The organism is Candidatus Woesearchaeota archaeon (genome assembly GCA_016187565.1).
Taxonomy (GTDB): Archaea; Nanobdellota; Nanobdellia; order Woesearchaeales; family JACPJR01; genus JACPJR01.
Genome location: JACPJR010000023.1, coordinates 1 through 21,440 on the forward strand (window position 1 = coordinate 1; position 21,440 = coordinate 21,440).

A 21,440-nucleotide genomic window follows, 5' to 3' on the forward strand; every position below is an offset into this window, starting at 1 on the left:
ATAGAGAGAAGGATTTTTATCCCTCTTTCCAATAGAACTCGATTACGAATCGAGTCTATTTGTGGGTTAAGCCGAATCTTGGCTTTACCCATATCATAAAAGGCTATGCGAAAGAGTTAATCTATTTTTTGGATGAAGCTGATGGCGCCGATGTATACCAAACCTTTAAATAAGGATTGTTCCTTCTTGTCGGTATGCAGAAGCAAGAGAAAACAGAAACTGCAAACGTGGCAAAAAAAGTGCTGACAAAACCAGCAAAATCGTCAATAACCGCAGTAAAAGCTGCAACATCGCGAAGCAACTTAGGCATTACCGTTAAGAAAGCAGAAGACATGCCTGAATGGTATACCCAGGTTATTCTCAAGGCCGAGCTTGCGGATTTTGCTCCGATTAAAGGATGTATGGTCATTCGTCCACGCGGCTATGCGATTTGGCAAAATATCATGAATTATTTCAATGGGCGCCTCAAGCTGCTGGACGTACAGAATGCCTCATTCCCCCTGTTTATTCCTGAATCGTTCTTCGAACGTGAGAAGCAACATGCAGCTGGTTTTGAACCAGAGGTTGCCTGGATCATGAAAAAAGATGAAGAGAGTGGTGAGCGATATGCATTGCGACCAACCTCTGAAACCATAATCTATGATTCCTATGCACGGTGGGTCCGTTCCTGGAGAGACTTGCCCTTGCGCATCAACCAGTGGTGTAATATCGTACGCTGGGAAGTCCAAGATTGTAAACTTTTTTTACGTTCACGAGAATTTCTTTGGCAGGAAGGTCACTGTGTGTATGAAACCAAAGAAGACTGTGATAAGGAAGTTCTTCTCTACCTTGAAGAGTACCGTAAACTTGCTGAGGAACAACTCGCTATTCCCGTACTCCTCGGTCAAAAAACTGAGAAAGAAAAATTTGCCGGTGCTCTTTATACCACAACCATTGAGGCATTTATGCCTGACGGTAAAGCTCTCCAATTAGGAACATCGCATAACTTGGGTCAAGGGTTTGCTAAGGCCTTTGACATTTCCTTTATTGGTCATGATGAAGAGAAACACCTACCCTGGCAGAATTCCTGGGGTTTTTCAACCAGACTTATTGGAGCGGTTGTCATGACCCATGCTGATGATAAAGGTCTTATCTTGCCACCACGGATAGCTCCTCTCAAGGCAGTTATTGTCCCTATCCTCTTTGAAGATACCAAAGCAGTTGTTCTGAGACAGGCACATCTCCTCAAGGAACAACTTGAGGACGAGTATTTTTCAGTCATGGTTGATGACCGTGATGAGGTTACTCCTGGATGGAAATTTAATGAATGGGAACTCAAAGGTATTCCCTTCCGTATTGAAATTGGTCCTAAAGATCTTGCACAGGAACATGTTGTAGTGGTAAGACGGGATACAGGAAAAAAGGAAATCGTAACGTTTAACGAATTAAAAACACGATTGTCCGAGTTAATTGATGCTATGCAAACAGACCTTTATCAGAAGGCCAAACAAGCATTTGATCAGAGTATAGTAGCTACCGAAAACTGGGATGACTTTGTTACGTGCACGAACACCAAAAAAATGGCAAAAGCGTTTTTCTGTGGTAGCGTTGATTGCGAAGAGGACATTAAAACAACAACAAAAGGGGTAACTTCTCGATGTATTCCCTTGCATGATTCCGTGCCTCAAGGGAAGAAATGCATCAGATGTGGCAAACCAGCTAAACATACTGTTTATTTCGCTCGAAACTATTGAAAACAACGGATATTCTCGTCCAGAAATGATAGGAACATTTCTTTTACAGACCAAAAGTATCAGAAGCATAAAGGCTAGCAAAAAGCATAGAAATGCTTAGCGATGTACAATCTCTTTTGTATTTTCAATGACCTCTTTACAGAGGCCCAGAAGTTCTTGAAATTCCTTATATTCTTTAAATAATTCTGTTTTGGCGATTCCTCGTCTTTAGCGTGATGCTTCAGCTCGAGGTGAGCCAAAAGGCACCGCAGGTGCCCAAAAAGCGAAGCTTTTTCTTAAGGGTGTTTTTTTCTCGAAGTAGCGTAGCGAATTTGGCGCAGAAAGTATGAGCTCATACCGGTCATCGTTACGACAACCAGTATGAGGTGTTAAACATGAATAGCGGGAGCTGTGAGTTAAAAAGCCTTTCGCATAGTAAAGGCCAAAATTGGTATCATGTGGTAATTGTGCCACGAGCACGTTATCCCGTATTCCAATATGAGACGACAAAAATTCTATGCGAGGAAGGAATAAAACAAGTGTGTAGTCGGAATAAAATTGAACTTTTTACTTTTGAAGTTATGCCCGACCATGTGCATCTATTCATTTCCTGTCCACTAAGGAAATCTATTCTGAAGATTTGTTCTCTGATCAAAGGTGGTACTTCTTACTACATAAGAAGTAAAATACCTAGTCTTCAAAGATACCCAAGGCTTTGGAGCAAAGGTATCTTTTATCGTAGTGTGGGAAATGTAAGTGCAGATGCTGTAAGAAAATACATTGATAACAGCAAAGGAAATCAATGGAAAGCGACACGAGAAATGCAATAAACGTAGTTTTAACTCTTAATGCGGGCGAAGGAAACCCTGAGCTTTAGCGTACAGGGTAGCCCGCATTAATTTTTATTTCATTTCTAGTGCAACACCGTATTGAAAATTTTCCCTTAAACGAATAACGCTGGTGATGTGTGCTTCTTCTGGGTTTGTTGTTGTTAACATATCTATAAATCGTTTATCAAGATTGATCTTTTTTTCCTCTATCAGCCATTCAACCAAGGCAATAGTGCATTCTTGGTTTCTTGACTCATAGCCAAACCGTGCAGCAATTCCAAGAAGACAGTGATAGATACAATAGAAGAAAGCACTTGTAGACCAATCTGAAAATCCTTCTTTTCGAAAGCAAAGTGCAGCCTTGAGATTATGTTCAGCTTTTCGTAGGTGCTTCTCAGCAAGGTCTCTATTTTCTTTTACTTGGACTAATCCTCTGTGGGACAGTGAAGATTCTAATTCTCCTTTTGCCTTGTGTAGGCACCATTTTACTTTGTTAGAAGCTTGCGACATCCATGATCACCTTCAGGAGTTGTTCGTAGCCATATAATACATAGCCGTATTGTAGTGCGTTCTGTAGGACTTTATCTTTTGTCCTAAGGTTTTTAAGTAGGTCTGTTGGTGTTTGCTTTATGAGATGAATTGGTTTTGTTACTAGTCGTCTTCGCCTCTCAATAACCTGCCGCATGGCATCATAGTTATCCTCTTTTAAAACTACTAAGAGATCAATATCGTTTGCTTTTTGGGGTGTTCTCATAATAGAACCAAAAATCAGTGCTATCTCAACATGCTTATAGAGATCATGAAACTCACTTATCCATCGGGATGCTTTCTGCCGTGCTTCACCAATCAGTAGGGTTTCCACAACTCTAAAGGCATAATAGTCTTCGTGATTAATCTTATAAAAGACGGCCTTACCCATTTTTTTGCTAGTTATTAAGCCCTTTTTCTCTAGATTTTTCATAGCTTTAAAAGCCCCTGCAGGGGTTATGTCAAGTTTCTTGGTAATGTTATTTGCATTATAATCGGTATACAGATCTTTAGTTAAGAGTAGCAGGATTTCAATTTCCTTATCGCTTAATCCGATCATATTAACTACCAGTTAAGATATATTAACTCATAGTTAATATATAAACCTTTCGGTCTTTGAAACCTCTCGACAAAAGGAGAAGATTTTACTTTGAATATGTGTTGTGGTTGATTTTCCGGAAGCTCTTCAAGAAAAGGCAGGAAGATTACCCATTTGGGTGATTTTGACGAGATGTTTACATCGTTTAGGAGCAATGTTTTTAAAGCGCTCCTGATTCTTTTCCCGGATGTATCGAACAGCAAAAGCTATCTGTGCAGCTACCCTCACTACTGCGTTAAGCTTAAGCGTAGCATGTGAACAAAGGGATGCACCTGAAAAATTGTTTGATGGTTCTCTCTATGGAGTAGCGGACAGCATCAGTATCAATGAACTTCTGGACCAAACATGGACGCGAGGGGATCTTACCCTCTATCTTTTCTCAGAAACACATCACCGCAACGCACCAACCCCACAGAAAGTTGAAGCATTGATGCAGCATAGAAGGATTGATGTCGTTGCCCTTGAGGGATTGGAAGGAGAGGTTACTCCTCAGACCATACAACAAATCAACGAAGATTGGGCATATCTTGATGCACTTATTGAACTTTCGAAAGATCCTGAGGCCTACACGCTTGACCTGCAGTTCGGTCCATATCCCTTAGTGTATGCAGGACCAGAAATCTATGTTGGCACTCATCCTGATAGGCCCTTTCTTGGCTACTCTCCAGGAAGTGTCATTGCCCTAGCTCTCCATGGTAAACTCCCTCTCTATGGCTATGAAGACATGGACCTGTATCAGCGGAGTCTTGGTCCGGAGATTCACAATAATCTTTCTATGCTCCAAGACCGTTTGGCTTTCTATGCAAAACACTGTATAGCCTATCCTGCTCCAGAGAGCGTTATGGCAGATTATGGTTTCGTTCTTGCTATGATTGATGATTTTCGTCACGAGATTGAACAAAAACATCCTTTTATTTCAGATCAAGATTCATCTCAAGACTCTGCAAATCGAGATTTTCCACCTGAATTGAACGATACACGTGAACTGAAGCAGCGAAGTGAGCTGGCACTTGAAAAAACTATTGATTACATGGAAAGAAACGGATATGCCTCTGCTGCTTTTGTCATGGGAAGAACCCATTTTCCAACCCTTAAATCTTGGCTCCGTACACACAATTTTGAGCCAGGACCATACTCCTCATAATTACCATAGTACTTTGATTTACCTATAATATTTCTGCTGTTTTCTTACCACTTGGGAATTACGATAGGTTTATATATTTTCAAGTAATGACATCTGACATCTTAGTAAGCATATTGTAAAGAAAACTGGATTAACTAGAAAGGGTGGTGGTCATGCGTTGTGATTCTCGTGCTGATATAGGTCGTTATACCTGGATCGTTACATTACTGTTTGTTTTTTCTTTGGTGCTGGCTGCAGAAACAGCCACTGCAAAAAGTTTTCCCGTAGGTTATAGTGTCGCTTTTCCTAATGGCACAACAGTTATGAATTGCGTTGATGCAGAAGAAGAGGAAACCGGTTTTGAAGTCATGGAAAGAACATCATTTGATCTTCTCTGGTCTGATCCAGACGCAGAGGGTCATGATCTTTGTCGTATCAATGGTTATGGTGATCCTCTTGCTGGTACCTCCTGTAGCATTACGAATCAATTCTGGAATTTCTATCTTATTGATGATGGAGCGTATGTGAAGAGTCCTGTCACGTATGATGGTAATGGGAATTGTTGGAATGGAAAATTTACTGCTTCAGGTCAAAAATACTGTGCCAGACAAGGTGATGTTATCGGACTTGCCTATGGGGTTACAGGAACAAAACCACCGAGATATACCTTTAGGGATTCCTGTGCCTATCTGGACTTTAAAGAAGTTGAGGTTTTTGTTGATGATGACAAAAGTAGTGCTGATGAAGATGGTGGACGTATTAAAGATGTGAAACCAGGATCAGTCGTCAAATTTGACATCACCCTTGAAAGCCTTTTTGAAGATACTGATGATGCCTATGATCTTGAGGATATTGAAGTCCGTATTACTATCGCTGATATTGATGATGGTGATGAACTCGAGGAGGAAGCAGATGCATTTGATCTCTCTCCAGAGAAAGAAAAGCCAGTGACGCTTGAGTTTGCCATTCCTACTGATGCCGAGGATGATAGCTATGAGGTCTTGCTCGAAATAGAAGGAGAAGCTGAAAATGGCATAATCCATGAACGTAATCTATCCTTTGACTTAGAAGTAGAAAAAGAAACGCATGAAGTTATCTTTAGTGAAGCTCTGCTTGATGATGCCTCACTGATGTGTGACCAATCTACAGAATTAGAGATGGAATTAGTGAACATTGGTCAAAATGATGAAGAGATTGTCCTTACGGTAACCAACGATGACCTCGGTATTGCATACGAAGATAACTTTACCCTTGAAGAAGGTGATGATAATACCTATGCACGTTCTATTGCTATTCGTGTTCCCCAAACTATTCCTTCTGGTACTTACCCATTAGTACTGCGGGCCTCCTATGAAGATGATGATGAAGTAGCGACAGAAACCGTAGAACTCAGTGTTACGTGTACTGAACAAGAAACTGAAGAACCAGAAGAAGAATCTGCTGATGAGCCAGAAAACAATGATGATGAAGAGACTTATAATGAAGAGCCAGAATCTGGACAATCTTCAGAAGATACGAATCCCCAAGGAGGCGTTCCTGAAGTAGTTGGTACAACACCAACGCAAACCGTTTCTATGCCTTCTGGCGATCTACCGCTCTTGTCAGTCGGTGAGTTCAAGCAGAATTGGTTTAGCATTACCATGCTCTTCCTAACGGTTCTATTAGTCATTGTTGTCGTGGTTCTGCTCATTGCATTGAGTCGAAGGAAGTAAGTGACTAGGAAAACATATACCAAAGCTCATTGCAGAGGCTTGCCTAAAATGAGAGAAGAAATACCCTTCTTATAGGATAACCCTTGCTTCGTCTGGTCTAATTATTCGTATCCCCTTGTATTCTTTAAGATTCAACAAATGTTTATCATAGGTGATAATATACTTGGACTCAGATTCAAGAGCACATTCAACAATTTTATCGTCATCAGAATCTTCTTTTATTACACTTATTTTCGTTTGGGGATTTACCATAATTACAAATGTGAGAACTTTTTCCATAATTTCAGACACCTCTTCGTCAGAGAAATCGAAGTCCCGTTTCAAAATTTCTTGGTATTCTGAAAGAATCTCAGTAGTAGAATAATATCTTAATTCTTGTCTACTAAAGCAGTTATTTATCATTAGATACTGTTGAAGGTGCTGCATTAGAAGAAATTGCTAATTTTTTATTTTCGCCTTTCTCTGTTGTTTTCTAGGTATCACTTCATTTTCTCAAATGTTTTACAGGGTGTTGGTGGAAGACTTAAGAGGACGTATACATCTGCATTCCTTCTCTACAAGCCTCTACATGAACCCCGGTTATAACTTTCACTCCACTCAGTTCTGTTACATGACCTCTCAATTTTTCCATCAGAGTTGTAATATCTGAATAGAACATGCCTCCTTGTCTACCATTTTGTGCAGCATTGAATGTTGTTTGACAAGCTATACCCCAGAGGTGTTGACCAAACATAGCAAATCCTTTTTTGTTTCCTCCAGTTAATTTAATGACATCAGTACAAATACTTCCCTCAGTCGCCATATACAAAAAATTCCTTTCTTGAGTAACGGTATCATCAAATCCCAGCACTAAATAAGGAATTCCCTCCCGGTCAAATTGTTCGGTAACTTTCTTATAATTATTATCTTCTTTAATAATGACATGTCCAAAATAGTTTATCGCGCCCCTCCCAAATTCTTCTCTGTATAAAACTCGGTCCTCGGGTACTTCAGTAAGATGAGAAATCACGTCATGAGGTAAGGGAGATTCGGTAATCTGAAAAATAGTTAACTGCCCTTTTTTCTCACAACCCTCTATTTCTACTTCAACACCTAATTTGTCATGATAAAATCGTGCAATTCTTTGGACTTCACCGCTTATAGGTGGTGGAAATGTATCAACAAATGCGGCATCTTCTCTAACTTCAATTCTTCCTGTCCTTACCGAAAACACCTCATATGCCCTTTGACTGTATCGTGGTGTACTTGAATGCCGGAAGTCATGTCCTAAATTTATAGATTCTTCCAGTTCTCCTGTTTTCGGATCATAGTACTCTATAATCATTGACTTAAGCCAAAGACTTTGTTCTTTATTACTCCCCATGAGATAACTGGTCAAACCCCATGCTCTTTTTACAGATTCCATCTCCGGCTCTAGATAATCACGACTTCTTGCAACAAACGCGGTATTTGTTTGTCCAATAACATATTCATATTCTCTTTCCGTGATTCCTAAAGAAACAACCGTGCCTTTCTTTAATATAACCCTTCCCTCTCTGTCACAAAAATTATTCTCATCATTCCGTGAATAACCTTGTGCATCAATATAAGGATTAGCTATCACGAATAGCATAGAACGTATGTACTCACCACTTTCAAGCTTCCATCGACTACTCAGAGAAAGAGTATCAATATGTGGTCCATTTTCAACATAAAGCTCCAGACATAGAGAAGAACCATCAGCATTTTTCGTGTCATATTCTGGTAATTCAACGTTTTCTCTTCTCAAAGCTTCCCGAATTGCTTCGGTAGTTATCCTTTGGAATTCAGGAAGATCATCAACTTTGAGATCTATAGGATGCTTTCCGCTAGGAAGCCCAGGCCATTCGTATTCATGAACTTTTCTGATAACCCTCCTCTCTTTTTGGGTTATGTCACCAACTACATTTTGCAATAGAACTGGTTTTACATTACCTTGTTTTCTTACCCTTATAAATGATTCTTGAAAGTTACGCCAACTTTGTTCAGGGTCACGTTCATCATATAAGACGGCAACACTCTCATTTGATCCTGAATATTCTTGATAAGCAGAACTTCTGCAATAGATGGCACCTACTTTTCTCCCACCGATTGAAGTGTGAATTTTGTCAACTAAACTATCAAATGTTTCTCGTAAACGTTTCTCATCTACCTCATCTGTATCCACAACATAACCAAATGGTTTAGTGCATCTGAAGCCCTGTGCATCAATATCAACAAGAAATTCAGCTAATAGAACTGTTTTGTCCCCATAGCGTTTTCTATCAAATTCTCTTCTTTGTGCAATCTCTTCTAGGCTTTGAATCATAGTCTGTTGTTTTTGTGCCTAGCTTAATGGCGCACTGGGAAATCAAGCTTGGAGAAGAAACATGTTTACTTATTTATAGCTTTCACTGTCTCAGCTTCTTTCCAGACTGCATTGAACATATCTTGCATTGCTTTTGCAAAGAATGGAGTTGTTGCCCAGATGCCTGCATCGTAGTTTGGTTGTACGTCCTTATCATCAAGGAGCATAAAGACGATTTCCTTGCCATCAACCAAACAGAACCGTGCTTTGATCTCTGGAACATTTCGTAGTTCTACGAAAGAAGATAATTCTCGTGCAGCAATAAAGGTCTCTTTGGTAATTGGAGCAGCGATTTTAATGCTCACGCCACGCTTTTTCGCCTTTTCAAACGCGGTTTTGAGTACATCTGCTTTTCTCGCAAGTCCTTCAGCCGTTGTCATAATAGTAACACTTGTTTCGGCTGCTTTAATCATGAGTTCCATCTGGTTGTAGAGATGATTTCTACTTTTGAAACTTCCCGTAAGCTCAGTTGGTTCAACAACGTCCACACCCTGTTTGTGTAAGAGATTCAATTCAGCCATAATAGGACTATCACTCACTTCATCAAGGTATTCCGATTGTTTTTCTGCATTCTCCTTAATGCGCTTCTTCACACGATCAAGAACCTCTTCTGGGGGAACAGCAATATATTTGATAGGCTTGCCCAATTTCATGACAATAAATCCCTTCTTTTCCAAATTCTCAAGCACATCATAGCTTCTGGAACGAGGAACATTTGAGATATCAGAAAGTTCTCCTGCAGTTGATACTCCACGAGAAAGTAATGCCGTCCAAATCTTAGCTTCGTAACTATTAAGACCAAATTCTTTTAGTTTGTTTAAAAAACTTTTTTGTGCGATCATTTTTACACCCTCCTCTAGTTAAGTCTTAGAAATCGTTACACGTATTTAAAGCTTTCTATCTTTTGCCACTCACGAGTGGCAGTATGCCGTGGTTTATGCTTTCATCACCATATTCTTGTATGGTTTTGCGATGAGTTTCTTGGTTTTGATTTACGGTAATAGAGAACAAAACAAAAACCAAAAACCGAAACATTTATATAGTACCTACCATTTCAGGGAGTTACGTGTTATTTCTTAAGAGGTTAATGAAGTAAAATGGAAACTCAGCAGATTATGAAAACAGGTACTACTACCATTGCTATTAAATGTAAAGATGGCGTTGTCCTTGCAGCGGATAAGCGAGCAACTGCAGGATATCTTGTTGTTAACAAAAAAACCGAGAAAATCTACATCGTTAATGATGATTTAGCCATCACCATGGCAGGAACGGTTTCTGATGCTCAGCTTCTCAGTAAGTTACTCAAAGCAGAGTTAAAGCTTAAGGAGCTACGAACAGGGACGAAGGCTACCGTAAAAGAAGCTGCAAATTTTCTTGGTGGGATGGTTTACAGTAACATACGTCGATTCTCAGTTATTCCAGGAATATCCCATTTTGTCATGGGAGGAAGAGATGAGACTGGATGCTCAATCTATGATATTTTCGCTGATGGTTCAGTGACTGATGCAGATGATTATATCACCTCTGGCTCGGGAAGTGTTTTTGCTTATGGTGTTCTTGAAACACTATATGATAAGGGATTATCCCTTCAGCAGGGTGTTTCTCTTGCCGTAAAGGCAATAAGTGCTGCACTCCAACGTGACATTGCCTCAGGAAATGGTATCGACGTAGTAACCATCTCGTCTGCAGGTATCCAGCGGGTTGAAGAGTCAACTATTGCTGCCTTATTACGACAGAAATAGCGAGTTATATTGAAAGACGTAACTAGAGACAATTGTGACATATCCATTGTCAAACAAATACTCGGGTGTATTCTATGAGCGAAATTATTAAAGAGATTTTAAAACACTTACCTGCAGACAAAATAAGCGATGCTTGCTTTGAGGCTGCGAATATTGTTTTGTATACGAAAGATAAGGAATTTTTCTTAAATAATGAGGGTTCTATAAAGCGTGTTGTTGAAGAGATCAAAAAAAGAGTTGAGCTTCGGCCAGATCCTGCTATTACCTTAGACCCTGAGAAAGCAGAAGCAGTTATTCGAGGCATTATTCCTCAAGAAGCTACCATAAGTAACATTATCTTTGATTCCCAGAGAAGCATTGTCATTATCGAAGCAGAAAAACCAGGCCTTGCCATAGGGAAACAGGGAAGTATTTTACGGGAAATAAGAGCCCAAACATTATGGGTACCTCTTATCAAACGAACACCAGCAATTCGTTCTGAGCTTATTGAGAACATCAGAGCGGTGCTGTACAAAAATTCTGACTATCGAAGGAAATTTCTTGATAAGGTTGGTCATCGTATCTATGATGGATGGCTACGAGAAAAAAAGCATGAATGGGTTCGTCTCAGCTTCTTGGGTGGAGGCAGACAAGTCGGAAGAAGTTGTCTTTTCCTTCAAACACAAGAATCCCGGATTTTATTAGATTGTGGCATTGATGTTGCTTCTGAAAAAGATGCGTATCCCTATCTTGAGGCGCCAGAATTTAAAATCAATGAACTTGATGCAGTTATTGTTAGTCATTCCCATGTTGATCACTGTGGGCTTATTCCGTATCTCTTTAAATTCGGCTACCGTGGTCCGGTGTACTGTACACCACCGACGCGAGATGTTATGGCACTCCTCCAGCTTGACATGGTGAAGATTATGCGCAATGAAGGAAAAGAGCCGCTCTACACCAGCGAAGAGATTAAGGAAATGGTTAAGCATACCATTACCGTTGATTATGAAGAGGTTACTGACATTACTCCGGATGTAAGGATTACCCTCTATAATTCAGGTCATATCTTGGGCAGTGCCATGGTTCACTTGCATATTGGTAATGGATTGCATAATTTGCTGTACACTGGAGATCAAAAGTTTGGTAAAACCATGCTTCTGGAACCAGCAGTAACACACTTCCCTCGGCTTGAAACATTGATTATTGAAAGCACGTATGGTGGTAAAGATAATATTTTACCAACAAAAGCAGAATGTGAGCAATATCTGGCAGATATTATTACCCAAACCGTTAACCGCAATGGTAAAGTGCTTATCCCAGTCCTTGGTGTTGGCCGAGCTCAAGAAGTTATGCTTATTGTTTATAGCCTTATCGCTGAAGGAAAGCTTAAGGAAATTCCTGTTTTTATCGATGGCATGGTTTGGGATGTTACAGCAATCCTTACCGCCTATCCCGAATATCTGAATAATCTGGTCAGAAAACAGATCTTTCACCGAAACGACAATCCTTTCTTAGCACCCATCTTTAAGCGAGTTGGCAGTGGGAAAGAGCGTAAAGAAGTAGTTGAGGAAACAGGACCGTGTGTTATTCTTGCAACATCAGGAATGCTTATGGGCGGACCATCAGTAGAGTATCTTAAACATCTTGCAGATAACCCAAGAAATTCACTTATTTTTGTTTGTTACCAGGGTGAAGGAAGTTTGGGCAGGCGAATTCAGCGTGGAGAAAAAGAAATTTTCTTTAAACGGGGTATGAAACAGGATGTTGTTCCTGTAAACCTGGAACTCTATACTATTGATGGATTTACGGGTCATTCAGGAAGAAGGCAGTTAATGAGTTTTGTGTACAAGTGTACACCACGGCCGAAGAAAGTCATCATCAATCACGGTGAGCATTCTCGATGCTTAGATCTTGCAAGCTCTATCCATAAGCTTAACAACATCGAAACCGTTGCTCCACGAAACCTCGAAGTGGTACGAATTAAATGATTCGTGCAACAAAGGACTAGGGGATTAGGCTAATAGAGTGTTTAAATAGCTGATTAATTTCCCGACACCACAACCGGTAACTGTGCACCCCATTGTTTTTTTTCCCCAGGTTAAGCCTTCATAATTAACTACAAAAGCATGTGAAGGACCATAGGTATTTATGAAAGAATTTAAGCTCCTCTTAGCAGAATCAGCATAGAGTTTGCATTCGATTGGAATAATCTTTTCTCCAGCCTCAATAACAAAATCAACCTCAGCACCGGCCTTAGTACGCCAATACTTGGGAGAAAATCCTGCTTTCAACAACTCTGATAACACATAATTCTCAAACAGCTTGCCATCAACCACGGATGCAAAAGATCCTGCAACAGCATTGCGCATTCCAGTGTCTATAAAATAAATCTTGGGCTGTTTGCTAATCTCCTTGTTCTTGTTCTTACAGTACGGAGGGATCAGGGTAACAAGATAGCTTTTCTCCAAGGCGTCCAAATATTTCTTAAGTGTAGGAAATGAAATGCCCAGCACGTTAGTAGCTGAGTTGTAAGAGAGAATGCCTCCAATATTATTGGACAGATATTTGCTTGCCTTTTCTAAAGAGCTGATATCATCGATTGAAAAAGTGCGGGCGACATCTTTGAGCAGCATGGTATCGTGCAAATCCCTCAAAATAATCTTCTTTAATTCGTTATCTTCCGCCAAAATAACTTTTGGATATCCGCCGTAAGTCAGATGTTCCCATACAAGCCTTTTTTCTACTTTATTGCTCATTGCTTTCTGGCCCTTAGCTGACAGGAATTCGCTAAACGAAAAAGGATAAAGCTTGAGCACAGAAACCCTGCCAACAAGGTAAGAGAGTATATCTTTTCCCAGGATGATTCCTGAAGACGATGTAAGCCAAATCTTATGGCCGCTATCAGCCAGATACTTGAGCTTAGGACCAGCTTCCCTGCAATAGTGGACCTCATCAAAAACAACCAAATCTTGGCCTAAATACTGCAGTTCAAATTTTTTTATATCTGCCTCAAAAAGCTCCCTGATATCAGGATCATCAAAAAGGAGATATCCTGCTTTAATACCCTTAATTTGCTCTTTAAGAAAAGTAGTCTTGCCAGCCTGCCTTGCGCCAACTACAGCAATAATCATATAGACTTCTTTAACTTTGTCGAATACTTCCTTAATGGACCTTTCCACGTACATATTAGTGATTATAGAACATGGGACTTGTATATAAACCTTACTAAAATTAAATTGTAGTTTAAGAATAACCTCACTAAAATTAAAGTACAGTTTAATTAAATAGTTCTTTCAGAAAATTTTTACAAATTATGCAGTCCGTGCTTCTCCAGCTAAACCTCCTCTTCTTCCCTATCCTCATTATCATCATTGATCTTTTCTTTGATGATGTCTTTGATGACTTTTGCCTGTTCTTCTACTTTTTGGAGTAAGGTAAGGTCGTTAAAGTTTTCCTGTGCACAATCCTCACAGTAATAGTCCCGAGAATCTTTGATACTAAAGACTGCTGGCTCATCGCAGATAATACATTTCTTCCCCATTACTCCAGAGGATGTCTCCCTGTTTTAAATATCTTTTGGTTTTTTCGTCGAGGGGTGCAAAGAATAAAGCCACTGTTTAATTACTACTAAGTAACATAGATTTATATAATCGGTTACTATTTTCTATGCGAATATGGGAAATTTAAAGGCTTTATTTGATATCTTAAATGATCCGGTATATTGCAGATATACTGATGCTGGAAAATATAGTGTTGAAGAAGGGGGTCATCTTATAACGTTAAATCCTAGAGAATTACTTGAAGTTGGAAGAAGTCATCCAAGAGAACAAGTAATGATAGCGTATTTTGGTGAAACTCCTACAAGAGTTTTGTATGTTGGAGAAGATTCACTATCTATGCAAAGAACACTTGACGATTTAAGACTACCCACTTCTTGGTCATCAAATCTTGGCGAAAAGGTTTTTTATCTTTTTAGGGTTCATTTAAGAGACATTAATCAAGGTCCTGTCTGTTCAGAACAGCAAGTTGCTGAAGGTAAAGAGCGTCAATTTGAATTAGTTCTCAGGAGATTAATTGATATCTATCGACGTTCTGAATCAGGTAATTTTTAACGCAGTTTTTACGCTGCTGAGAATACCACTTTATCTGGAGGGATCTCTATTTGAGCGTCGTATGCGGCATGTTCACTAAGACGAAATAAAAAATACACTCTATCTCTTCCAAGGAATCTATGCGCAGACAAAATTCTTATTGGGGTTTGCCCTAAACCAAGATCTCTCCAGCCATGGTAAGTTCTAACTTGATTTCCAGAAGGTCTCATTAAAAGTCGAGCAGTTACCTTCAGTTCCTGCATATTAAGACTGCCGATCTTATTTACAAAACTGTGTCTGCCTGTTTTATGAAATAAAAATGTTCTACCCAATCCTTCGGCATTATCCAAGATATATCTAACAAATTGTTCTGTATTTATTTTTGTAGAAGAGATTATGTCGGGATCAAATGCAGCTCTGATTCCATCATGTAATTTAGATAACCCAAACAAAAAAGTGTTATTGAATTTCCTGGAGTATCCTCGAGAAATGCTTCTCCTTTTGAATAATGGTTCAGAAAAAAGTCTAATACCTTTCTCCAATTGTTCAAGAACAGTAAGATAGCCCAATCTTATATTGGGAACATTATGAGCAGCAACTGAATTGTAAAAATAAGTTAGCCTTTCCAGAAATTCTTGTAATAATTTTATGTAGTGATATTCTCTACGGTCTGGAGTTGAAATACGATAACGGAGGATGTCTTCGATCTCTTTAATTCTGTTATGATCTGAGATATAGTTAAAACTTTCACTATCAAGAATAGTCCGAAAATTTGTTAAGTTCTTGTAACTCATCTTTGCCTACAATATTTGATAGATATATAAATTTTCTCAAAACATTTACCGCACAAACGTACTTATCAAACTTCCCTGGATATCATAGGTTGCTTCTTTCTTAAGATCTCGTGGATGAAAATGTGGTCCAAAGATAACAAGCCTTCCTTCTAATTCATTATTTAATTTGTTGTCAAGACCATTGCGGTGCATGGGCTGGTCAGGATGGATAAACACCAGATCATAAGCGCTCAAATGATGGTTACGAAAATCATCCTGAATAAACCGTGCTCGGCGCATGCTTGGAATAACAGAGAGCGATTGTTGAATTTTTTGTGCATTCTCAACTAACCATGGATCGAATTCAATGCCGGTTGCATTGGTAAACAAAGAGGCAATTAACACAACACGACCATCACCAGAGCCAAGATCAATAAAGTTTCCATAGTGGTGAAGCTTTATTTTGGTAAATAATGTAAACACCTCATCAGAGGGTGCAATTCCCCAAAATCCAATCTGTGTATCACGCAATGGCAGCATACCTTGCCTGAGTAAGGACTGGGAGAATTCATCATACTTTCTTTTAATTTCTCGATAGTGGGCTTCCATGGGTAGTTGTCTTACGCTGTCTTTTTTATCTTTTGTGGCATGTCTGATTTATTTCTTGGTATTTCTACTTGGACTCATTCCATCGGCACTCCTGTCCAGAGTGTCCAATCATTACTTGGTGCATAAGCCCCAAAGATGAAATAGGGAGGATAGGTCCTTCCAAAGTATGAATATTGGATGTCTGTCCAGGAATTTTGTGGTGCGCCTACGCGGGTAGAACCGGATAATCCATACACAGGACTGCCAAAGTGACGCCATGTTTTCATTAAGCCATGAAAGTCGCTGTTATTGGTAGAAGCATCAGCTCCTGGCTCTACGGTGTAAGCACCTTTGTAACCATATTTTTTGAGCATCTTTACCACCTCACGGACAGGAGCATTACCTTCTCCTGGCGCAAGATGGTCATCTTGATATCCATAATTATCAACCAGATGGACATTACCGATCATGCCTGCCTTTGCTAAATCTTCAAATTGGGAAACCAACCATTTATCAAAGCCAGCATCATTCTGCTCCCTTGTTTTCGCTGGGTCATCCTGATAATATTTCCTCCAGAGATTTGCATGGGCAGTATCAATAGTTACTTTAATGTGCTTTTCCGCCAGTTTTTCTGCTTCTTGTTTGTTTATCTGTGGGTGATAGTAGGGATTATTAATGATGCGACTTTCGGGGGCTGTTGAATCCGGGTTGTTAATATTTTTTTCAGTAAGCAGCTTGACCATTTCTCTTCGCGATCCTTCTACCAGTTCTTTGAGCTCGGCAGGATGGCCTCCATAGCGTTCAGGAAAAATATTTTCAAGCGTAATCATAATCGGCCTTTCTGGATCCTTTGATTTCTCCATGGCATAAATACCACCTTCTGCATACCCCCTAAATCCTGCTTCCCAGACACGCTTAATCGCAGCTTTGATATGCTCTTTTGTTTCTGCAGTATCCTGGGCTTGTTGCTCCTGTGATGCTGACGCCTGACGAGCAAATTCCATACGTGAACGGAGACTTGCGATTTCATCATCAAGGATTTGTAGTGGGTGTTTTGTTTCAGGGGTGAGCATACTGCTGTAATAACGGTAACCATCATGACTGCGTAAGATCTTCCATTTCTCCTCTTCAGGAAGACTTTCATCAAGCTTTGCATAGAACTTTCTGAGATCAAGAAGTTTCCTGAGTGCCTCTCCCTCACGCTTAAAGTCTTGTGCATACTGCAATGCCCAACCGCGGGAGTGTCCTTCTTGAGTTTCCAAGGTTGCACGCATGAATTCTTCTTCAGGTAGGGTGGTTTCCTCTGGTGTTAAGGGTCTTCCTAATTTTTGTTCCCTGTATTCGTTTCTTTTTTTTGCTTCATCAATGAAATCGTCAAAGCTAAGTAAGCGTGTTTCAAATCTCCGTGTATTTTCATTATAGTCAGGGACTCTTCCATGAACCGTATCATAGGGATCAACAATCTTGTTTCCTTCATAGTCAATATATTCTCCAGGATTGACTATCATCCCATTGGCATCAGTATAAGGTGTTTCTTCTTTGCTCACTTTCCACTTTGGCCTTGCGACCTTCCTATTCTTCTGAACGGTTTGCATTAACTGTCCTGTCCTGTCATCAATAACACGGAAGATTGCTTGCTCAGGCTCTTTGAAGTATTGTTTGAACAGAAGCCTTCCTGTTTTATCTCTTGCCCAGGGCTGTTCAGAAATTGGCCTGTCATACTCACCGGTATGAACAACAACCGAGCCGCCGTCATGAACATCAGCGGCAAATTCAATAGCTCTTCTGACTTCATCAACAGCCATTTTGCGCTGCTGCCAGCTGAAATTGCCGTGTTGGTCTGTTCCACTTAGTCCAGGAAGATTGTACGAGGAATGAGTCGTAAAATTAACCTCATTGACTTTTGCGATTTCGCGTAATGCTCGTCGTTGCTCAGCACCCCACATCTCAGGGGTTTGTGCATTTCGCTGTCCTCGAATAGCTCCTGGAAAGCCAATCTCAATATTGCCAGCACCTGCCCAAATCTTTGCCTGTACGCCTTGAACATTCGTGGCAGCTATTCCAAGTGGAACACTCATACCGACATCTTTAATTCCCAGATCAGCACTAATGGCTTGCTTTGTTTCAGTATCTAATTCAGGAAGGTCTGGTCTTTCGATAACTCCCAGGGGAGCGGTTGGTGCATCAGCAGTAACATCATGCTGTAGTCCACTGTCATATGCCCTATCCATAGGGTGATAATATCCTGAATTAAATTGCATCTCTGCTCATCCTCTTTTTCCTACGCTCTTTTTCAGGTGTTCTTTTTCTTAATCTTTCTCAAAATGATCGTTGCAGTTGATCGGGCATTCCTCCATATCGCTTTATTTTTTCGATAATGCCCATTGAGGCAACAATCTGACGTGCAATGTCGAGGCTATAATTTTGAATGTTAAACTGACTGAGTCTGTCCTCAATCTCTCTCACTCGCTGTTGGTTACTTTCAGGCATACTGTAAAATGTCCCTGCGCGTGACATTTCCTGCGTCAATTCTTTCAGGGCTTCATAATTCTGTTTGACCTCATAACGGATCTGCTGTTCAATTCTTTGTGGAATTTCCGAAGGAGGAACTTTTTTTTCTAATCCCTCAGTTGTTGATTCAAAAAGCTTGCTGATATCAACGGGCTCTACCTGAGGAACTTCAACGGTTCTACCCACCTCAGCCATTCGAATTTCTGTTAATGACTCTTTCATGAGCTTTTCTGCTTCGACAAGCTCTTTTTTTCGTTCCTCTTCAAATTTCTTCAGCGCATTGACTCTTTCTTGAGGTGAAAGTTTTTTTAGTTCATCGAGATTCATGTCCCATCCTCATTAATTCCATTGTAATATCCCATGGATTTTTTTGTAATCCTTGTAAGGAAAAAAACAAAGCCCTTCAACTTCCCCCTCTGCCACTTTTTTTTCTGCTTTTAAGACAGCCTCATCAGCATCACCTTTTTTTGCAGGATGTGGAGGGGAAAAAATACCCAATAAATTGCTTCCTAAAAAACTCTTGACTCCTTCCGGTGTTTTTTTTTGTGATGGTGGATTCTTATCTGTATCACCTACAAACGCAGATTCCTCGCCTGCCTCTTTCAGATACCGCTTGAGCTCATCTCCTAATCCCTCCATGGCGATCTTTACTGATGCATCGATATTCTCAAGCAGTTCAAAGTCCTCTTCTTCTTTCATGGTTTTGTAGTTGTCAATATCCTTTTTCTTCCATGCGTATCCCTTAACCACCAGATCAAATCTCCCTACATGAATAGGACCACGTTGATAACCTTCTTGCTGGTAATTCATTGATGGCTTGGTACGGAAATCAAAATGAAAAATGGCAGCAGCATAGTAGTACTTGTTGTGCTTTATTTCACGGTACTTTACTGGTTGATACTCTGGGAATTTTTTTGCAATGATTTCAATCTCAATTATTGATCCTTCGAAGGCCGCAATAAGGTCTGGTGACTTTGTTCTCTCATAATCCATCTGGAGTCTTCGAATATTGCGGAGATAAGGCTTCACCCAAGTCATATACATCCGAATAACATCATAGTGTTGGCGGAGATATTTGAGCGTAAACTTCCGTTTGTTTTTGAGTTCAGTGTAGGTATGTATTTTCCATTCCATGTATGATCGTAGCTTACGTTTAAGCACTTCGCGTACTTTCCGATTAAATTCAATTTTGTCAACAATGGCATCAACCTCTGCTGCATTTTTGGGATGATAGCGAAAAAAGAGGTCTGGTAAGGTAACAAACTGCAGTTCGCGCGCCATACCGTACACGGAAGCAGGGTTTTTACTTCCTTGTTCGACAAGGTCTATCCAGATTCCTTTGAGGGTTATCTCAGCGCTTTCACTGCTCTTACTACCCGTCATACTGTCATCATAATATCCTAATCGTTCATCAATAACACGAAGCTCACGGACAAGCTGGAAGAGTTCTTTGACCATCTTGCCAATGGTTGCCAAAAACTGACTTACTTTATCCTGTTGAAGACCTATTCGTTGTTGGGCATTCCCAAAAAAAGCTGAGTGCTCAGAGGCTGCAAAAAGATCAGTAATCTTTTCAATTTCATAGACACCCATCTCACTTCTCAGATAATCGAGTATCCAGAAATAGGGCTCTTCCACCGAGAGGTTATAGGACTGAAAATGAAGTCTATACCGGTGATGTGCCTTGGGATATCCTGTATTTGCAAAAACAGACGTTCTATTTCCTACTCTACTTACCCCTACTTCTTCAAATTCTTCCTTAAACTCGTATTTCTTCAAGAGTGCTGAGCTTGTCATCTTCTTTTTGCATTCTTTAACGATTTTCTAACTATTTTTATTCTTTAACTCGTTTTCAGAGCTTAAGCTGGACTTAGTACCTATAAATGTATACCTATATAAACTTTTCTACATTTGTTTATTTAAGAACCATCGAAACCCTTTGTGATAGTTATTTCTATCTCTTTGATGGGTGGTACATGACATCACATTCTGGTTACCAGTTTTTGTTTGAATATCTCTATCTCTCCTGCTTCATACTGTTCATGGTCCCATCCCAAATCAACCTTATCACCTTGTTTTCTGGGAATCACATGCACATGGATATGCGGTACTTCCTGACCAGCAGCCTTACTGACATTAACGAGGATGTTCATTCCTTCTGGTTTGAGTGTTTTTTCCATTTGTTTGGCTACCTGTTGAACGCCATGCATGAGCAGCGATAGTTCTCCTTCAGGGATTTGACTAAGTTTCTCATAGTGGTTCTTGGGAATAACCAAGGTGTGTCCTTTTGCAGCAGGATTGATGTCTAAGAAAGCCATGACTGTTTTATCCTCATAAACACGTGCTGCGGGAATTATTCCTGTTCCAATCTTACAAAAGATACAGTCAGTCATATTTTCACCATTCTATTTTTCTTGAAGGAATTGACTGGATTATTCTAAAAATAGACTCAGTATTGGAGCAGTCTGTCTCATAGTATTTGCCATCTGCTGAAGGTAATTTCAGTTGTACACAAAATGTGGACAACTCAACACCATACTCCGATTCCCTTTTTTTGAGCATACTCCAATAATTTCTTGGGTTATTGCTGTCTGTTAGGGCTTGAACTATATCTATAACTGAGAAAAACCATTCATTATTATGCCATATTCTTCGTATTTTCTTGTCTTGAAATACGACTAAGGCAGTATCTTTATCTTTCATTTTAAGCTTTTCTCAATAATCTTCTTTTCATCTTCAGTTATTCCGTATGTATTAACCTCTAGAGGATATCCCTTAATTCCTTATATGGATTTATTCCTTGTAATCTCCATGTGCCAAATAAACTCATCATTATTTGTGTCGTCTTTTTTCCCTGTTCCGTCCTTAAACATCCCATTATCTTTTCC

Annotated in this window: 21 protein-coding genes; 7 read left to right on the plus strand and 14 right to left on the minus strand. The window is 39.9% G+C overall.

The window, feature by feature from the left end:
• Positions 1 to 194: 194 nt before the first annotated feature.
• Both HYW21_06370 and tnpA read left to right on the plus strand, forming a co-directional pair.
• Entirely contained in the window at positions 195 to 1,733 is a 1,539-nt protein-coding gene (locus HYW21_06370) for a proline--tRNA ligase (GenBank protein ID MBI2548948.1), read from the plus strand.
• A 374-nt stretch (positions 1,734 to 2,107) separates the two neighbouring features.
• Entirely contained in the window at positions 2,108 to 2,542 is a 435-nt protein-coding gene (gene tnpA, locus HYW21_06375; GenBank protein MBI2548949.1) for an IS200/IS605 family transposase, read from the plus strand.
• 72 nt (positions 2,543 to 2,614) lie between these two features.
• Here tnpA and HYW21_06380 read toward each other — a convergent pair whose 3' ends face one another.
• Complete coding sequence (locus HYW21_06380) at positions 2,615 to 3,052, minus strand: HEPN domain-containing protein (GenBank protein MBI2548950.1); 438 nt, start codon at positions 3,050 to 3,052, stop codon at positions 2,615 to 2,617.
• Positions 3,036 to 3,629: a hypothetical protein gene (locus HYW21_06385; GenBank protein MBI2548951.1), complete on the minus strand. Its 594-nt coding sequence runs from the start codon at positions 3,627 to 3,629 to the stop codon at positions 3,036 to 3,038. The genes HYW21_06380 and HYW21_06385 overlap by 17 nt, the downstream gene beginning before the upstream one ends.
• A 226-nt stretch (positions 3,630 to 3,855) precedes the next feature.
• Here HYW21_06385 and HYW21_06390 point away from each other — a divergent pair, with 226 nt between their 5' ends.
• Both HYW21_06390 and HYW21_06395 read left to right on the plus strand, forming a co-directional pair.
• A complete protein-coding gene (locus HYW21_06390; protein MBI2548952.1) occupies positions 3,856 to 4,812 on the plus strand; it encodes a hypothetical protein in 957 nt (318 codons plus the stop codon).
• Positions 4,813 to 4,964: 152 nt separating this feature from the next.
• Entirely contained in the window at positions 4,965 to 6,503 is a 1,539-nt protein-coding gene (locus HYW21_06395) for a hypothetical protein (protein MBI2548953.1), read from the plus strand.
• A 69-nt stretch (positions 6,504 to 6,572) separates the two neighbouring features.
• Here the strand turns inward: HYW21_06395 and HYW21_06400 are convergent, their stop codons facing one another.
• The 3 genes from HYW21_06400 to HYW21_06410 form a co-directional block, all read right to left on the minus strand.
• Entirely contained in the window at positions 6,573 to 6,929 is a 357-nt protein-coding gene (locus HYW21_06400; GenBank protein ID MBI2548954.1) for a putative toxin-antitoxin system toxin component, PIN family, read from the minus strand.
• A 97-nt stretch (positions 6,930 to 7,026) separates the two neighbouring features.
• Positions 7,027 to 8,829, minus strand: a complete 1,803-nt coding sequence (locus HYW21_06405) for a hypothetical protein (protein MBI2548955.1) — start codon at positions 8,827 to 8,829, stop codon at positions 7,027 to 7,029.
• 65 nt (positions 8,830 to 8,894) lie between these two features.
• The gene (locus HYW21_06410) at positions 8,895 to 9,710 is read right to left on the minus strand and encodes a TrmB family transcriptional regulator (protein ID MBI2548956.1); all 816 of its coding nucleotides are present in this window, start codon (positions 9,708 to 9,710) and stop codon (positions 8,895 to 8,897) included.
• Positions 9,711 to 9,965: 255 nt separating this feature from the next.
• Between HYW21_06410 and HYW21_06415 the strand changes: the two genes are divergently transcribed.
• Both HYW21_06415 and HYW21_06420 read left to right on the plus strand, forming a co-directional pair.
• The gene (locus HYW21_06415) at positions 9,966 to 10,610 is read left to right on the plus strand and encodes a proteasome subunit beta (GenBank protein MBI2548957.1); all 645 of its coding nucleotides are present in this window, start codon (positions 9,966 to 9,968) and stop codon (positions 10,608 to 10,610) included.
• A 74-nt stretch (positions 10,611 to 10,684) separates the two neighbouring features.
• Positions 10,685 to 12,577: a beta-CASP ribonuclease aCPSF1 gene (locus HYW21_06420; protein MBI2548958.1), complete on the plus strand. Its 1,893-nt coding sequence runs from the start codon at positions 10,685 to 10,687 to the stop codon at positions 12,575 to 12,577.
• Between the two features lie 24 nt (positions 12,578 to 12,601).
• Here HYW21_06420 and HYW21_06425 read toward each other — a convergent pair whose 3' ends face one another.
• Positions 12,602 to 13,774 (minus strand): ATP-binding protein, encoded by a 1,173-nt coding sequence (locus HYW21_06425; GenBank protein ID MBI2548959.1) that lies wholly within the window; start codon positions 13,772 to 13,774, stop codon positions 12,602 to 12,604.
• A 149-nt stretch (positions 13,775 to 13,923) separates the two neighbouring features.
• On the minus strand, positions 13,924 to 14,130 hold the full coding sequence (locus tag HYW21_06430) for a hypothetical protein (GenBank protein MBI2548960.1): 207 nt from the start codon (positions 14,128 to 14,130) through the stop codon (positions 13,924 to 13,926).
• A gap of 133 nt (positions 14,131 to 14,263) precedes the next feature.
• On the opposite strand from HYW21_06430, the gene HYW21_06435 reads away from it, so the two are divergent.
• Positions 14,264 to 14,701 (plus strand): hypothetical protein, encoded by a 438-nt coding sequence (locus HYW21_06435; protein MBI2548961.1) that lies wholly within the window; start codon positions 14,264 to 14,266, stop codon positions 14,699 to 14,701.
• 8 nt (positions 14,702 to 14,709) lie between these two features.
• On the opposite strand, the gene HYW21_06440 is transcribed toward HYW21_06435, so the two are convergent.
• The 7 genes from HYW21_06440 to HYW21_06470 form a co-directional block, all read right to left on the minus strand.
• A complete protein-coding gene (locus tag HYW21_06440; protein ID MBI2548962.1) occupies positions 14,710 to 15,474 on the minus strand; it encodes a hypothetical protein in 765 nt (254 codons plus the stop codon).
• A gap of 45 nt (positions 15,475 to 15,519) precedes the next feature.
• Positions 15,520 to 16,062, minus strand: coding sequence for a hypothetical protein (locus HYW21_06445; protein ID MBI2548963.1), 543 nt, complete (start codon positions 16,060 to 16,062; stop codon positions 15,520 to 15,522).
• A gap of 74 nt (positions 16,063 to 16,136) precedes the next feature.
• Positions 16,137 to 18,302 carry a sugar phosphate isomerase/epimerase gene (locus HYW21_06450; protein ID MBI2548964.1) on the minus strand — a complete coding sequence of 722 codons (2,166 nt, stop codon included), beginning with the start codon at positions 18,300 to 18,302 and terminating at the stop codon, positions 16,137 to 16,139.
• A gap of 58 nt (positions 18,303 to 18,360) precedes the next feature.
• Entirely contained in the window at positions 18,361 to 18,879 is a 519-nt protein-coding gene (locus HYW21_06455; protein ID MBI2548965.1) for a hypothetical protein, read from the minus strand.
• Positions 18,880 to 18,891: 12 nt separating this feature from the next.
• Positions 18,892 to 20,349, minus strand: a complete 1,458-nt coding sequence (locus HYW21_06460; GenBank protein MBI2548966.1) for a hypothetical protein — start codon at positions 20,347 to 20,349, stop codon at positions 18,892 to 18,894.
• A 185-nt stretch (positions 20,350 to 20,534) separates the two neighbouring features.
• Complete coding sequence (locus HYW21_06465) at positions 20,535 to 20,945, minus strand: HIT family protein (GenBank protein ID MBI2548967.1); 411 nt, start codon at positions 20,943 to 20,945, stop codon at positions 20,535 to 20,537.
• Positions 20,946 to 20,949: 4 nt separating this feature from the next.
• Positions 20,950 to 21,255 (minus strand): Bro-N domain-containing protein, encoded by a 306-nt coding sequence (locus HYW21_06470; protein ID MBI2548968.1) that lies wholly within the window; start codon positions 21,253 to 21,255, stop codon positions 20,950 to 20,952.
• Positions 21,256 to 21,440 lie beyond the last annotated feature (185 nt).